Annotated in this window: 15 protein-coding genes; 4 read left to right on the top strand and 11 right to left on the bottom strand. The window is 51.8% G+C overall.

The genetic code is table 11. The features are described 5' to 3' along the window. Positions 1-466: 466 nt before the first annotated feature. The 9 genes from bfr to rsxA all read right to left on the bottom strand — a co-directional run bounded on the left by bfr (position 467) and on the right by rsxA (position 6,913). Entirely contained in the window at positions 467-931 is a 465-nt protein-coding gene (bfr, locus tag ACR64Q_RS03995) for a bacterioferritin (protein ID WP_020485095.1), read from the bottom strand. 1 nt (position 932) lies between these two features. Next, the gene (locus ACR64Q_RS03990) at positions 933-1,154 is read right to left on the bottom strand and encodes a (2Fe-2S)-binding protein (RefSeq protein ID WP_313733650.1); all 222 of its coding nucleotides are present in this window, start codon (positions 1,152-1,154) and stop codon (positions 933-935) included. Between the two features lie 3 nt (positions 1,155-1,157). Beyond that, entirely contained in the window at positions 1,158-1,421 is a 264-nt protein-coding gene (locus ACR64Q_RS03985) for an RnfH family protein (protein ID WP_020485093.1), read from the bottom strand. A 3-nt stretch (positions 1,422-1,424) separates the two neighbouring features. Further along, positions 1,425-2,135: an electron transport complex subunit E gene (locus ACR64Q_RS03980; protein WP_026603807.1), complete on the bottom strand. Its 711-nt coding sequence runs from the start codon at positions 2,133-2,135 to the stop codon at positions 1,425-1,427. Between the two features lie 332 nt (positions 2,136-2,467). After that, positions 2,468-3,205, bottom strand: a complete 738-nt coding sequence (rsxG, locus tag ACR64Q_RS03975; RefSeq protein ID WP_313733649.1) for an electron transport complex subunit RsxG — start codon at positions 3,203-3,205, stop codon at positions 2,468-2,470. Between the two features lie 8 nt (positions 3,206-3,213). Then, positions 3,214-4,275: an RnfABCDGE type electron transport complex subunit D gene (locus ACR64Q_RS03970; RefSeq protein ID WP_313733648.1), complete on the bottom strand. Its 1,062-nt coding sequence runs from the start codon at positions 4,273-4,275 to the stop codon at positions 3,214-3,216. Beyond that, positions 4,272-5,774: an electron transport complex subunit RsxC gene (gene rsxC / locus ACR64Q_RS03965; RefSeq protein ID WP_313733647.1), complete on the bottom strand. Its 1,503-nt coding sequence runs from the start codon at positions 5,772-5,774 to the stop codon at positions 4,272-4,274. The genes ACR64Q_RS03970 and rsxC overlap by 4 nt, the downstream gene beginning before the upstream one ends. A gap of 13 nt (positions 5,775-5,787) precedes the next feature. Then, complete coding sequence (gene rsxB, locus ACR64Q_RS03960) at positions 5,788-6,321, bottom strand: electron transport complex subunit RsxB (protein ID WP_020485088.1); 534 nt, start codon at positions 6,319-6,321, stop codon at positions 5,788-5,790. Between the two features lie 10 nt (positions 6,322-6,331). Further along, the gene (gene rsxA, locus ACR64Q_RS03955; protein ID WP_026147191.1) at positions 6,332-6,913 is read right to left on the bottom strand and encodes an electron transport complex subunit RsxA; all 582 of its coding nucleotides are present in this window, start codon (positions 6,911-6,913) and stop codon (positions 6,332-6,334) included. A gap of 274 nt (positions 6,914-7,187) precedes the next feature. Here rsxA and nifL point away from each other — a divergent pair, with 274 nt between their 5' ends. Together nifL and nifA are read left to right on the top strand one after the other, a co-directional pair. Continuing rightward, the gene (gene nifL, locus ACR64Q_RS03950) at positions 7,188-8,825 is read left to right on the top strand and encodes a nitrogen fixation negative regulator NifL (RefSeq protein WP_026603802.1); all 1,638 of its coding nucleotides are present in this window, start codon (positions 7,188-7,190) and stop codon (positions 8,823-8,825) included. Further along, a complete protein-coding gene (nifA, locus tag ACR64Q_RS03945) occupies positions 8,818-10,344 on the top strand; it encodes a nif-specific transcriptional activator NifA (protein WP_020485085.1) in 1,527 nt (508 codons plus the stop codon). The genes nifL and nifA overlap by 8 nt, the downstream gene beginning before the upstream one ends. Positions 10,345-10,416: 72 nt before the next feature. On the opposite strand, the gene fchA is transcribed toward nifA, so the two are convergent. Continuing rightward, positions 10,417-11,046 carry a methenyltetrahydrofolate cyclohydrolase gene (fchA, locus tag ACR64Q_RS03940; protein WP_313733646.1) on the bottom strand — a complete coding sequence of 210 codons (630 nt, stop codon included), beginning with the start codon at positions 11,044-11,046 and terminating at the stop codon, positions 10,417-10,419. A 10-nt stretch (positions 11,047-11,056) separates the two neighbouring features. Next, entirely contained in the window at positions 11,057-12,430 is a 1,374-nt protein-coding gene (gene cysS / locus ACR64Q_RS03935) for a cysteine--tRNA ligase (RefSeq protein ID WP_313733645.1), read from the bottom strand. Between the two features lie 183 nt (positions 12,431-12,613). Here cysS and ACR64Q_RS03930 point away from each other — a divergent pair, with 183 nt between their 5' ends. Then, entirely contained in the window at positions 12,614-13,126 is a 513-nt protein-coding gene (locus ACR64Q_RS03930; protein WP_483823274.1) for a peptidylprolyl isomerase, read from the top strand. A 48-nt stretch (positions 13,127-13,174) separates the two neighbouring features. Continuing rightward, positions 13,175-13,900: a UDP-2,3-diacylglucosamine diphosphatase gene (locus ACR64Q_RS03925; RefSeq protein WP_313733643.1), complete on the top strand. Its 726-nt coding sequence runs from the start codon at positions 13,175-13,177 to the stop codon at positions 13,898-13,900. The last annotated feature ends 167 nt before the right edge of the window (positions 13,901-14,067 follow it).

Raw genomic sequence — 14,067 nt, 5'->3', positions numbered from 1 at the left:
CAGCGTATTAAGGGCCATTTTAACCAAAAACGGCCCAAACCAAGGCCTAAAGCCCTTGGCATGGATGTTGTAATACCGCTAAGGATAACTCATTCATCATCATGGAACATCTATGAAAGTTGGCCACCTGCCGATAAGAATGCGCCTATGTTTTAACCCTAGGGCAAGAGAGGCAGCATAACTATAGACGGAGATGTGTCCACTTGGAGGGGTACATCAAAACCGGGATGGCGAGAATGAGCGTCTCATTCATCCGGCAATGATCAAGTCTCACAGTATTCGGACCGCGGCTACATACCGCAATCCGTTAAAGAAAAGGGGGGTGTTCAAGAATTTCAAGAAAATACAAAAGACGATGGGCAACAACGATATTACAACCATTGACCTAATACTGAAGTGCCGGGGCTTACTATCCGAACAGGGCCGGCAACCGGCCCCGCAAAGTTTTTTTGAATGGCGCGTTTTTTTACATCTGCGATTGCAGATAGTTTTGAATACCGATTTTTTCGATCAGCTCCATCTGGGTTTCCAACCAATCGACGTGCTCTTCTTCGTTTTCCAGAATATGCTCGAACAACTCTCTGGTGACGTAGTCGTTGATGCTTTCACAATAAGCAATCGCATCTCTTAATAACGGCAAGGCCAGGTGCTCCAACTTAAGGTCGCATTCCAGCATTTCCTTGGGATTTTCGCCTATCATCAATCGGCCTAGACTTTGCAGATTAGGCAAGCCTTCCAGAAACAAAATCCTCTCGATCAATTGATCGGCGTGCTTCATCTCGTCAATGGATTCGTGATATTCCTTTTCATTCAGCTTTTGAAAGCCCCAATTTTTAAACATCCGGGCATGCAAAAAATATTGATTGATGGCGGTTAATTCGTTTTCTAACGCTTTATTTAAAAATTCGATAACTTTTTTATCGCCTTGCATGTCAAATCTCCCGGGTTTTAGTGATTAGTTGTGCATCATTGGCAGCCTGCAATAGCCGACATGCATTTTTTCTATCCAAAATTTGCGTAATGTCCTTGTTACATTTACCGCAATCGCCACCGACGCCGAAACATTTAACCAACTGTTTCCGCGAACATAAGCCGCTGTCTATAGCAGCATCGAGCTGACTGTCGGTTACCGCTTTGCAGACACAAACGTACATGGTCTATGCCACCCGCCTGCGCTGGACTTGCGCGGGATCGGCGGTGATTTTACGATAAATTTCTACTCGGTCGCCTTCCTTGACCGGCGCATCCAACTTTGCCAGTTTACCGAAAATCCCGACTTTTTGGCTTTCCAGATCGATCTCCGGATACTGCGTCAACACGCCGGACAATTCGATAGCTTCGGCAATGGTACTACCCTCCGGCACTTCCAGCCGCAACCAGATTTGCCTGTCGGCCTGCGCATAACATACACCCACATTCATAGTTTACGCTCCTTCTTCCAAGACAATCGCATCAGTAATGATAGGTTCGGTAATTTTGGCTGCCGCTTTCCGGTCCAACAGCCGCTTCAGCGCCACCATGAAACCCAGCATGATGAAACCACCCGGCGGCAAAGCCATCAGCAAAAAGCCTTTGTATTCCGGAATCAAAGTGGTTTCCAAAAACCGGAAACTTTCGCCCAACAACACAGACGCATTGGCGAACAAGGTGCCAGCCGAACTAATCTCCCGCATGGCTCCCAGCACCACCATCGCAGCGGTAAACCCCACACCCATCATCAAGCCGTCCCACATCGACGGCATCACCGGTTGTTTGGAGGCAAAGGCTTCGGCCCGGCCGAGAATGACGCAGTTGGTAACAATCAGCGGAATAAACAAGCCCAGCACCTTATGCAATTCGTGCATCCAGGCGTTCAGAAAAATATCCACCAAGGTTACCAATGCGGCAATCAGCAACACGAAAATCGGGATACGGATTTCCGACGGAATCAGATGCCGGCTCACCGACACGGCGGCATTGGATGCCACCATTACCACCATGGTCGCTAGGCCCATGCCCAAGCCATTGGTCGCCGTCCCGGTTACCGCCAGCAACGGGCACAAGGCCAGATTCTGTGTCAGCACCACGTTATTGTCCCACAGGCCGTCGCGGGCGATTTTTCTATATTGTTCTGAAAACAGAATCGAAAGATTCATAGCAAGGTCTCCTTGCAGAGATGTTCGTAAGTTTGACTTCGTGTCGCTATCGCGACGAATATTTGAAGTCGGTTCTCGCACCGACAAGCGAGATACTTTTCTTTGCTTGTCCAAAGAAAAGTATCCAAAAGAAAAGACACCCGGATGCCGCTTATTCCCTGCGCTCCGAAGCTTTTGAACGTGGTTGCCGAAGGGGCTTACGCCCCTTCGGCAACGTGCGGCATCCATGCCGCCCCCCTACGGGCTGATCCGTTCAAAAGCTCCGGTGCTCGGCGCGGCATACGGGAAAAAACCTTCTCCACCGAAAATAATTGCCATACATTGAATAAGCGTTATTTCTCAGCCAACAATTCCGCCTGATGCACCTTATAAAACTCCAATCCCCGCTTGATTGCCTGTACGACTTTGCGCGGCGTAATCGTCGCCCCACTAAACTGATCGAACACGCCGCCATCTTTTTTTACCGCCCATTGCTCAACGGTCAGGTTATTTAAGGATTTGCCGTTGAAGGACAGTACCCATTTGGACTTGGTCACTTCAATCTTATCGCCCAGCCCCGGTGTTTCGACATGAGCGATAACCCGCACTCCTAGGATTTCGCCTTTGCTGTCGATACCCATCACCAAACTGATCGGCCCGGCATAACCGTCAGGTGCGACGAATTTAAAACAGACCGCGTTAACCAAACCAGCCTTTTTAGCCAGATAGACCTCAGTTTGTTCAGCGCCCAGATTGGCATCGGCAGAAGGCAGCAGCACGCTGTCTTTCAACAAATTATTATCGTAAAGCTCTGCCGGAACCACTTGCTCCAAATTAGCCTGTAGATCTTCCTGCAAGCGCAGCTCAATTACCCCGCGCGTCGCCAGATCGGCCACACCTAATAAAATTGCCGCCAACAGTGCGAATCCACCCAACACGCCGGCCTGATACTGTAATAGCGGTCGCAGCTGCTCCAAATTTCCTGGTTCCAGCCACACGGCCAGTTTTTGCCTAAAGTTACTCACGGTACGCAAGGCGTACTCTACATATTGGTTCGCTTTAGGGGGTGATTTCGCGGGTTCGGAATTCATAGCCTGTCTCAGGAATTGGAAATATCGAGCGGCTTGCCGTTACGGTAGCGGCCATAAATTCTCGGACGAATGTAATGATCGATCAGGGGCGTGACTGCATTCATTAATAAAATCGCAAAACCGGTGCCTTCCGGATAGCCGCCCCAAGAGCGAATCACAAAAATCAATAAACCGCAGCCGGCACCGAAAATCACTTGGCCTAGTGGCGTGTTAGGCGAAGTGACGTAATCCGTCGCGATAAAAAATGCCACCAGCATCACCGCACCGGAATTCAAATGCACCCACGGTCCCATATAGTGCTGACTATCCCAGGTATGAAATACCGTCGACAACAGAAATATGCTCAGCAGTAACGAGACTGGAATGTGCCATTTGATGACGCCCTGCCGCATCAACCAGATACCGCCGGCCAACAACAATAACGAAGAGGTTTCCCCCAGACTACCGCGCTCCCAACCAAGAAACGCTAAAAACCCAGAGTACTCGATCAAACTGCCGGGCAACAGCCGGTTTTGCGAAAACTCGGTCTTGACCCAACCCAACGTCGTGGCGCCGGTCACCGCATCGGGATTCTCCAAACCGCCAAAGGTTATTGCCAAGCTATCGATCACGCCGGGCCCGATGAACAGCGGGGATACGTTGGCCCAGGTAGTCATCTCGATGGGAAAGGAAATCAGCAAAGCCACCCTGGCCAGCATGGCCGGATTGAACAGGTTTTGCCCTAAACCGCCATAAACATGCTTGCCCAATACAATCGCCAACGCCGAACCTACGACGCCTATCCACCAAGGCGCCCAAGGCGGCAAGGTCATTGCCACCAGCAAACCGGTGACTATCGCCGAGCCGTCGCGCAGATAAGGCATCGCCGCCACGCCTTTCATCTTCAAACACAAACCTTCAAAAGCCATCGCCGACAATACAGTTACCGCCAGCAAATACAGCGCTGGCCAGCCGAACAACAACACACCGCAGGCCGTGGCCGGCGCCAGGGCAATAATGACCAAGCGCATGATTTGATCGACGCGGCGGGTAGCCGCAACGTGAGGCCCGCTAATCGGTTTATTACTCATACGGTTTCCTCTGCTGGCGCTGCTTGCGCCTGTTGTGCGGCAGCCAGACGGGCGGCCCTGGCTTCCTGAGCGCGCAGGGCTTCCGCTTCGGCTTCCAATCTAGCTCGTTCCATCCGATTATTTCTATCCTCGACTAAACGCTTGGTTTGTTCAGCTTTGTGCTCGGCTTGTTGGCGTTTAACTAACTCGCCGGAAGCGAATTTAAAGTAATGCACCAAGGGTATATTCGACGGACAGACATAAGAACAACTGCCACAGCTAATGCAGTCCTTTAGGCCCAAATCAACCGCCGAGTCTAATTGATTGGCTTTGATGCGGCTGGCCATTTCCAAGGGCAACAAGCCTACCGGACAAGCAGTCACGCAACTGGAGCAACGAATGCAAGGCTGTACCGGCGGTTCGTCAATATCTGCGGCGGACAGAGCCAAAATGCCATTGCAGGCTTTGACGACCGGCACTTCGGCCAACGGCAACGCATCGCCCATCATGGGTCCGCCCATCACCAAGCGAGCCATTTTCGATTTTTCCAATTCGCAAAACGCCAGCACTTCCGACATCAACGTACCGATGGGTACTTCCACGTTTCTGGGCTTGGCGACGGCGGCACCGGAGACCGTAACCACACGGCTGATCAAGGGCTGCCCCAAACATATCGCTTGATAGACTGCGAAGGCGGTGGCGACGTTATGCACCACTACGCCGATGTCGGTGGCTCGGCCATCGGCGGGAATTTCCTGGCCTGTCAGATAACGCAACATTTGCCGGTCCCAGCCCATCGGGTAACGCGTGGGCACTTGGGCCACGACGATATTGGCAAAATCCCGGCTGGCCGCCTGCATGGCCACAAAAGCCTCGGGTTTGTTATCTTCGATTCCCACCAAGGCCTTAGGAGCATCCATACCGCGCAACATTAACCTGATACCGGCAACGATTTGTTCGGCGCGCTCCTGCATCAAGCGGTCATCGCAAGTCAGATAAGGCTCGCATTCGCCGGCGTTGATCAAAAGGGTGTGAATCTTGTTTTTGCGGCCCAAACTGAGTTTGACCGCCGACGGGAATACCGCCCCGCCCAAACCGACCACGCCGGCGGCGCCGACGCGTTGACAAATTTCTTCCGGTTCGAGTTGAAACGGGTCTTCCGGCACCACTAATTCGGCCCATTGTTCTTTCCCGTCGCTTTCAATCACCACGGTACGTATCGGCAAGGCAGACGGATGCGGGGCCGGAAAATCCTTCACATCAGCGATAACGCCCGATGTTGGTGCATGCACAGGCGCCGAAATGGTGCCTTGACTATAGGCCAGCAATTGTCCCTTCAATACTTTTTCGCCGACTTTAACTACGGGCTCGGCAGGCTTGCCGACATGCTGTTGCACCGGAATGTACAACTTCTTAGGCAATGGAAAATCGGTAACAATGCTGAGCGGAGAGGTTTCGGATTTGTGCTCTTCAGCGTGGATGCCGCCGCGCAAGCGGGGATTCTCGAACAGGGCGAACATAGGTGTCTCCGTCTCAGGCGGCCAGCGGTTTGGGCCAGCGCCAGTTGCGCAAGGTCACTTCAACAGGGTGCATTTGCAGACATTCGGTAGGGCATACTTCCACGCATTTTTTGCAACCGATGCAGGCATCCGCTACTACGGCGTGGATCTGTTTTGGTGCGCCGACGATGGCGTCGGTAGGACAAACCTTGAAGCAGCGGGTGCAGCCGGTGCAGGTTTCTTCGCTAACCCTAGCCACCATTGCTTCTTGATCTTGCGTTTGGCTTAAGTCGACATCAACGCCCAGTAACTTGGCGAGCTGTTCGACGAGAGACGTGCCGCCTGGCGGACACAATGTGACAGGCGCCGCACCCGACACCAGCGCTTCGGCGGCTGGCCGGCAGCCGGGAAAGCCGCACTGACCGCATTGCGAACCGGGCATTAAGGCTTCGATGGTTTCTATTAAAGGGTCCGATTCCACCTTCAGATATTTGGCGGCAATCCCCAAAGCCACGCCCAGCAACAACCCTAGCGATGTCAAAATAACAATGGCAGATAAAACGTACATGATGTGCCTCTTATTTGCTGTAAAGCCCCGCGAATCCCATAAACGCCAGCGACAGTATGCCGGCGGTGATAAATGCGATGGGGGTGCCGGAAAAAAGCGCCGGTACTGCCATGAGCGCTAGGCGTTCACGTAGACCGGCGAAGAGCACCATCACCAGGGTAAAACCCATTGCCGAACCAAAGCCGAACAGCAGGCTTTGCACGAAATTGTATTTCTCTTGGATGTTAAGCAGTGCCACACCCAAAACCGCGCAATTAGTCGTAATCAGCGGTAAAAATATCCCTAAAACCTGGTACATGACCGGACTGGTTTTGTGTATCACCATCTCGGTAAACTGCACCACTGCGGCGATCACCAGAATAAAACCCAGCACTCGCAAAAAACCGATATCGAACGGTATCAATAAGCGATGTTCCAACACCCAACTGGCCGCAGAAGCCAGGGTCAAGACAAACGTGGTCGCCAAACCCATGCCCAATGCGGTATCCAGCTTGTTGGAAACCCCCATGAACGGGCATAAACCTAAAAACTTGACCAACACGACATTGTTGACCAAGGCCGTACCCAATATCAGTAGTAAGTATTCGCTCATCGTTTTAGACCCGGTGTTTTGTAACAAGACAGCATCATTTATGCCAATGCTGCGAAACCCCCACAACTCCCCGATTTAGTGCAAAGCCAGGAGATTTAGCGCCAACATCTCTGTCCTAAAAAACACAGAGCTGAAACAAGTCCGCTAAAATTTGTCGTAAACCATACAAATAGCCGGGATTTTCCAACAGCAGCTAAGCCGAAACGCATTTGGCTCTCAAATTGCATGTAGTTTTCCAACTTAAGCCTAGAAAAACACGCGAGAACCATTTGCCATGACCAAATCCACCCCTGACTACCTGCAAGGCCAGATTGAGATTGATACGGCCGATATGCTATCGCCAGCCCAAAATGCCCTCGGGCAATCGCTCAAAGGCGGTAAAGCCTCTAAAACCCTGCCGTTTTCCTTATTCGTTAAGGCTGTGGAGCAGGCGCCGGTCGCCATTTCGATTACCGATAAAAAAGCCAACATCCTTTATATCAACCAAGCCTTCACCGATGTAACTGGTTACAACGCCGCTGAAATACTGGGTAAGAACGAATCCGAGCTGTCAGACAAGTCTACGCCCCGACAAATTTACTACGATCTGTGGCATACCATCTCCCGCAAACAGGTGTGGCACGGCCAACTGATAAACCGTCAAAAGATGGGTCAGCGTTATCTGGCCGACCTGACTATTGCGCCGATGTTCGATGACCGGGGCGCCATTAGCCACTACATAGGTATGCACCGCGACGTCACCCAGGCGCATTACGCGGAACAGCAGGTCAGCAACCAGAAACAGCTGATCGAATCGGTGTTGAACGCCTCTCCCGTAGCAATGGTGGTCATGGATAGCGACAAACGCGTTGTCCTCGACAATCAGATGTACAAAATGCTGATCAGCGAACTGGACAAGAAGGAACCCGCTTTATTTTTCCTGGAGGCTCTGGAACAGGACATGGGCGACCTGTGGGGCGAAAACATCGACAGGCAACAAGGTTTCGCCAATCGCGAAGTACGGATTGAAAGTGCCGGGCTCAAAGGTACGCGCTGGTTTTCCTGCTCCGGCAACTGGTTTATTGAAAACGATGTCTGTGCAGACAGCTTCTTCGCCAGGCAATCCAAGGACTATTTGTTGCTGACGATTAACGACATCAGCCCCTTGCGCCGGCAGCAGGAAAAGCTGCAGATACAGACTTTACGCACCATGTTGGCGGAAGAAGAACACATTCGCAGCATCCGCGAAACTCTGCTGGGCGCAATGCACCAGATTCGGCAGCCGTTGAACCAGATCCACGCGGCGATTCAAATCATGACCCAACGCAATGACGCCAACAACAGTCCGATCCGCGACCTGTTGGGCCAAGTGCAAAAAATGGGGGAAGAAACGCTCGCCACATTGCAACGCTGTGTGCCGGAAATTCCGGAATCGGCAGTGGTGCCTGTCAATTTGAATCAGCTGCTGCACGAAGTCATGCTGCTGTACAGCACCAAATTTCTGGCAAACGGCATCGTAGTGGATTGGCTGCCCAACCCGGTGTTACCGAATATTTTGGGCGCCGAGAACAAGTTACGCATGCTATTCAAACAATTGATCGACAACGCGGTCAATGCGATGAACCGGGCCAGCAGCCAGGAACGCATCATCAAAATCAGCACGACTATCGAGCATGATTGGGTGTGCGTCTCGGTAGCCGATTCCGGCCCCGGCATACCCGCCAATCAACGGAGCAAGGTGTTCGAACCGTTTTTTACGACAAATCAAAGCACGGCCGGCGTCCAGGCCGGCATGGGACTGGTCATGAGTAAGGAAATCGTCAATCAGCATAACGGCATGATAGAAATCGACCCGCAATATAAAAACGGCTGTAGTTTTAAAATCCGCTTTCCCTGTCAAAAAAACCTAGCCATGGTGAACATCCATGAGTGATCGTTTATTACTGGTTGAATCCGAGCTGGATACCCTGTTTCTGGTCAGTCAATTGCTGAATAGCACGCATGACTTACGCACCAAACTAAAGGGTATTCTGGAGATTTTGCACAAGCGTAACGGCCTGCATTTCGGCATGATTACCCTACGCGATGTCGATGACGACAGCATGAGCATTTGCGAGATCTACGGCGACGGCATAGACCGTTCGGTCCGTTACCAACCGGGTGAGGGACTGGTCGGCGCTATCCTCGACGAAGGCAGCACCATCGTTGTGGAGCGCATCGCCGACGAACCGCGCTTTTTAAGCCGCTTGGGCGTGTACAACCCTGATTTACCGTTTATTGGCTCCCCACTGGCCATCGAGCAAGGCGAAGTGGTCGGCATTTTGGCCGCGCAGCCTTGTACTTCGACGTTTTTGGGCGAGCGTGCCCGCTTCATGGAAATGGTCGCCAATCTGATCGCCCAAAGCGTGAACATGTTGCGAGTGATGGAGCGCAAGCAAAACGAACTGGCCAGCGAACGCGATTACTTAAAACAAACGCTGGTCAAAAATTACCGCTTCGAAAACATCATCGGTCATTCCGAGCCGATGCTGAAAGTGTTCGACATCATCCGTCAGGTGGCCAAATGGCATACCACGGTGTTGATTCGCGGCGAATCCGGCACCGGTAAGGAAGTCGTCGCCAGCTCGATACACTTTAATTCGGCCTGTGCCAACGGCCCGTTTCTTAAATTGAACTGCGCGGCGCTACCCGACACGTTACTGGAATCCGAATTATTCGGCCATGAGAAAGGCGCTTTCAGCGGCGCAATCGGCCAACGTAAGGGCCGTTTCGAATTGGCGGACAACGGCACACTATTTCTCGACGAAATCGGCGAGATTTCCGCGTCTTTTCAAGCCAAGTTATTGCGTGTGCTGCAAGAAGGCGAATTCGAGCGGGTCGGCGGCGTCCGCACCCTGAAAGTAAACGTCCGCATCATTGCCGCTACCAACCGCAATCTGGAGCAGGAAGTAGCGGAAGGCAATTTTCGGGAAGATTTGTATTACCGCTTGAACGTGATGCCCATCAATATGCCGCCGCTCCGTGAGCGCATCGAGGACATCCCGGAACTAGCCAGTTTTCTCTTGAACCGAATTTCCCGCCAGCAAGGCGGTCGGCCCCTGGAAATCAAGGAAAGCGCGATCCGGATTTTGATGAAACACGATTGGCCGGGTAACGTCCGCGAATTGGAAAATCGCCTGGAGCGCGCAGCGATTATGAGCCAGGAAGGGATTATCGACCGCGACGTCATCGCCAGCACCGGCCTGGAAAACGAAATCGGCATCAGCCGCACCCCACAATCGATCAAACACATCGATCTGCACGACGAGAACATGGACGAACGTGAGCGAGTGATCGCTGCGCTGGAGCAAAGCGGCTGGGTGCAAGCCAAGGCTGCCAGGTTATTGGATATGACGCCTAGGCAGATTGCTTATCGGATTCAGACTTTGAATATCAACGTCAAGCAGATTTAGAAAACCTGCCACTTACTTTTGTCAGAGACAGTAGGGGCGACTTCAATCGCCCCTGCCCACAAGATGCATGATTTAAAGCTTTTCTCGGACTATTCGGTAAATTTGCTCGGCAGCCTGTTCGCCGGCTTGCAACAAAGTATCCAGCTCGGCGAGCTGCGCTTCGGCAAACGGTCTGTCCTTCAAACTCGCGGCATTGATTTGTACATTCAGCGCCGCGCTTTTTAATCCGGCATAGCCCGCCATCACAGCAACACCGGCATCGCTGATTACACCCAGGTTGCCGTGTTCGGCAGCCACCCGACTCAAATCGATAGCCTTGGCACAGGCTTTGGCGCATTCCAGCGGCACTAGGGTAGCTTCTCTTAATACCGCTTGGATTTGCCCGGTGCGCAGAGTTTTCTCGTCGTCAGTGCTCTTAGGCAAGCCGTAACAGGCCATCAATTTGTCGAACACATCGACATCGGCTTTAATCATACCGATCAAGGTATGCCGCAAGGCTTCTGATTCGGCCAGCAAGGCCTGCATCTGCGCTTCCACCGCCGCGTATTTGGGTTTACCGATGGTCAGGTGACAAACCATGCTGGTCAAAGCCGCCGCTTGCGCGCCCATCACCGCCGCCGCACTACCACCACCGGGGGTAGCTTGCTTGCTGGCTAATTCGTCCAGAAATGTTTCTACCGATTTATCTTTGATTTCGCTCATCGCCAGTCCCTTAATTTTCTCGGCGCCAAATGGTGTTACCGCCCGCCACATCCTCCAAAACAATGCCCTGCGCCTTCAATTGATCGCGAATTTGGTCGGCTTGCGCCCAGTCTTTGCTGGCCTTGGCCTCTTTTCTGGCGCCGATTAGCTGTTCAATTTCTGCTTCACTAAGGCCATCGACTGTTGCGCCGCCTTGCAGAAAACTGTCTGGACTTTCTTGCAACAAGCCCAAAATGGCCGCTAACTGCTTCAAAGTCGCGGCCAGCACAGTTTTGTCTTCGGCTTTGTTCAATTCGCGCGCTAAATCGAACAGCACCGCCAAGGCAACCGGCGTGTTGAAATCGTCATCCATCGCCTGCTCGAAACGCAGAAGGTAGTCGGCATCAATGGTCACCTCGACAATCTCGACGCCTCTCAAGGCAGTATAAAGACGCGTCAACGCCACGCCGGCATCGTCGAGCTGTTCATCGGAATAATTCAGCGGGCTGCGATAATGGCTGGAGAGAATAAAGAAGCGAATCACTTCCGGGCGATATTGCTTTAACACCTCACGCACGGTAAAAAAATTACCCAAGGATTTGGACATTTTTTCTTCGTTAACCCGCACGAAACCGTTATGCATCCAGTAATTGACGAAGGGTTCGCCAGTGGCGCCTTCTGACTGAGCGATCTCGTTTTCGTGATGCGGAAATTGCAAGTCCATGCCGCCGCCGTGAATATCGAAATGATTGCCCAGGCAGCATGTGGACATTGCAGAACATTCGATATGCCAACCCGGCCTACCCTGCCCCCAAGGCGAATCCCAATAAGGCTCGCCGGGCTTGGCCATTTTCCACAGCACAAAATCCAGCGGGTCGTGTTTGGCGGTATCGACATTCACGCGCTCGCCGGCCTGCAAATCCTCGATATTTTTACCGGACAATTTGCCATAGCCGTCAAAGCGGTTTACCGCGTAAAACACATCGCCATTGCTACCGACATAGGCAAAATCACGCTCTATTAATGTCGAAATCATCTTCACGATGTCGGCGATGGATTGCGTGGCTTTGGGTTCGATATCCGGCGGCAACACCGACAAAGCCCGCTCATCTTCGTGCATCGCTTCGATAAAGCGTTCGGTCAATGCGGTAAACGCCTCGCCATTCTCGTTGGCTCGCTGGATAATTTTGTCGTCGATGTCAGTAATATTTCTGACATAGGTAAGCTGATAACCGGCATGCCGCAAATAACGGGCGACCGTATCGAACACCACCATGACCCGCGCATGGCCGATATGGCAATAGTCGTAAACCGTCATGCCGCAAACATACATGCCGACTTTGCCGGGCTGCTTGGGAATAAATTCTTGTTTACTTCGGGTTAGCGTGTTGTAGATTTTCAGCATGTCGATGGTAGATGGATGCAGCGAAACATCTGGCAATCTATCAAGATTTCGGCTTCTCTTTCAAGATAAAAACACATAGAATTCGCGGCTTGCAGCGAGATTAAGGAGCTTTTATTGCGCACCACCCTGGTTTACCTGATGCTGTTTTTATTCTCAACCCTTTCATTTGCAACAGAAAATAAAATGTCAAACACACATAGCAAAGTCAAATTAACCACTTCACTGGGCGACGTCGTCATTCAATTGGAAGACGAAAAAGCGCCGGTTTCCGCCGCCAACTTTTTGGCCTATGTAAAACAGGGCTTCTATTCTGGCACCATTTTCCACCGGGTAATCCCAGGTTTTATGGCGCAAGGCGGCGGTTTTGACAGTTCTTTTAAGCAAAAAGAAACCAATGCACCGATCAAGAACGAAGCCGACAATGGCCTAAAAAACAAACGCGGCACCTTGGCAATGGCTCGCACTAACGATCCGCATTCGGCTACCGCGCAATTTTTTATCAACTACAAAGATAACTCGTTTCTTGACCATACCAGCCCAAGCCCCAGCGGCTGGGGTTATGCAGTATTCGGTGAAGTGGTCGAAGGCATGGATGTAGTCGATGCCATGGCCAAGCAAGCCACCGGCAATCGCGGTCCGCATCAGGATGTACCGAAAACTGACATCGTCATCGATAAAGCCGAAGTTATCGAGTAACGATTAGCGGTTTCCGCCGACTACCGGCGGAAACCGCTCTTACTTAACGTGAAACAAGACGTACTCTTCATATCCGACCTGCATCTGGCCTTAGAAAAGCCTGAGATCACCCGGCGTTTCCTTAGCTTTTTGCAGCAGCGGGCTATCGCAGCAAAATCCCTGTATATCCTTGGCGATTTATTCGATGCCTGGATCGGCGACGATGACAGTACCCGGCCTATCCCGGCCATCAAAAAAGCGCTCAGACAGCTTGCCGACTCCGGCACCGAAGTTTTTCTGCTGCAAGGCAACCGTGATTTCCTGCTGGGCCAAAAGTTTTGCCAGGAAACCGGCCTCCGTTTGCTGGACGAATATGCGACGATTGAATTGGGCGGCCAGCGAATCTTGCTGACCCACGGCGATTTACTGTGTAGCGACGACCTGGCCTATCAGACCTTTCGCATTAAATCACACAGCCCGGAATGGCAACAAAATGTGCTGTCCAAACCCTTATGGCTGCGGCTGATAGCGGCACGTTGGTATAGGTTCCGCAGTTTTTATCACAAACGCGGCAAAACGCTGGACATTATGGATGTCAATCAAGAGTCGGTGGCGGGATCTCTGCGTAAATATGCCTGTTATACATTGATTCATGGTCACACACACCGGCCGAGACTACACGAATTTATGCTTGACGGTTTGCCGGCCAAACGTTACGTGCTGGCGGATTGGAAACCGGATGGAGCGGAGATTTTGTGCTGGAAGAACGACGACTTTCAAACAGAATCGGTCTGATCTAAGCACAAAAAAACCGGTAGCGATTTAACAGATTCCAGCGACCTGCGTTTTCTAATCTCAAACCCGCTGATACGTCACTGCCAGACACTACCGGGAATTGACTTACTATCTCCAAAAAGTGGGACTAAATAGAAACCAACTAGTTCACTCGGCATATGATTTTA

It is taken from the genome of Methylomonas sp. 2F7 (assembly GCF_057126975.1).
This window is presented reverse-complemented; position numbering and strand designations above follow the sequence as displayed.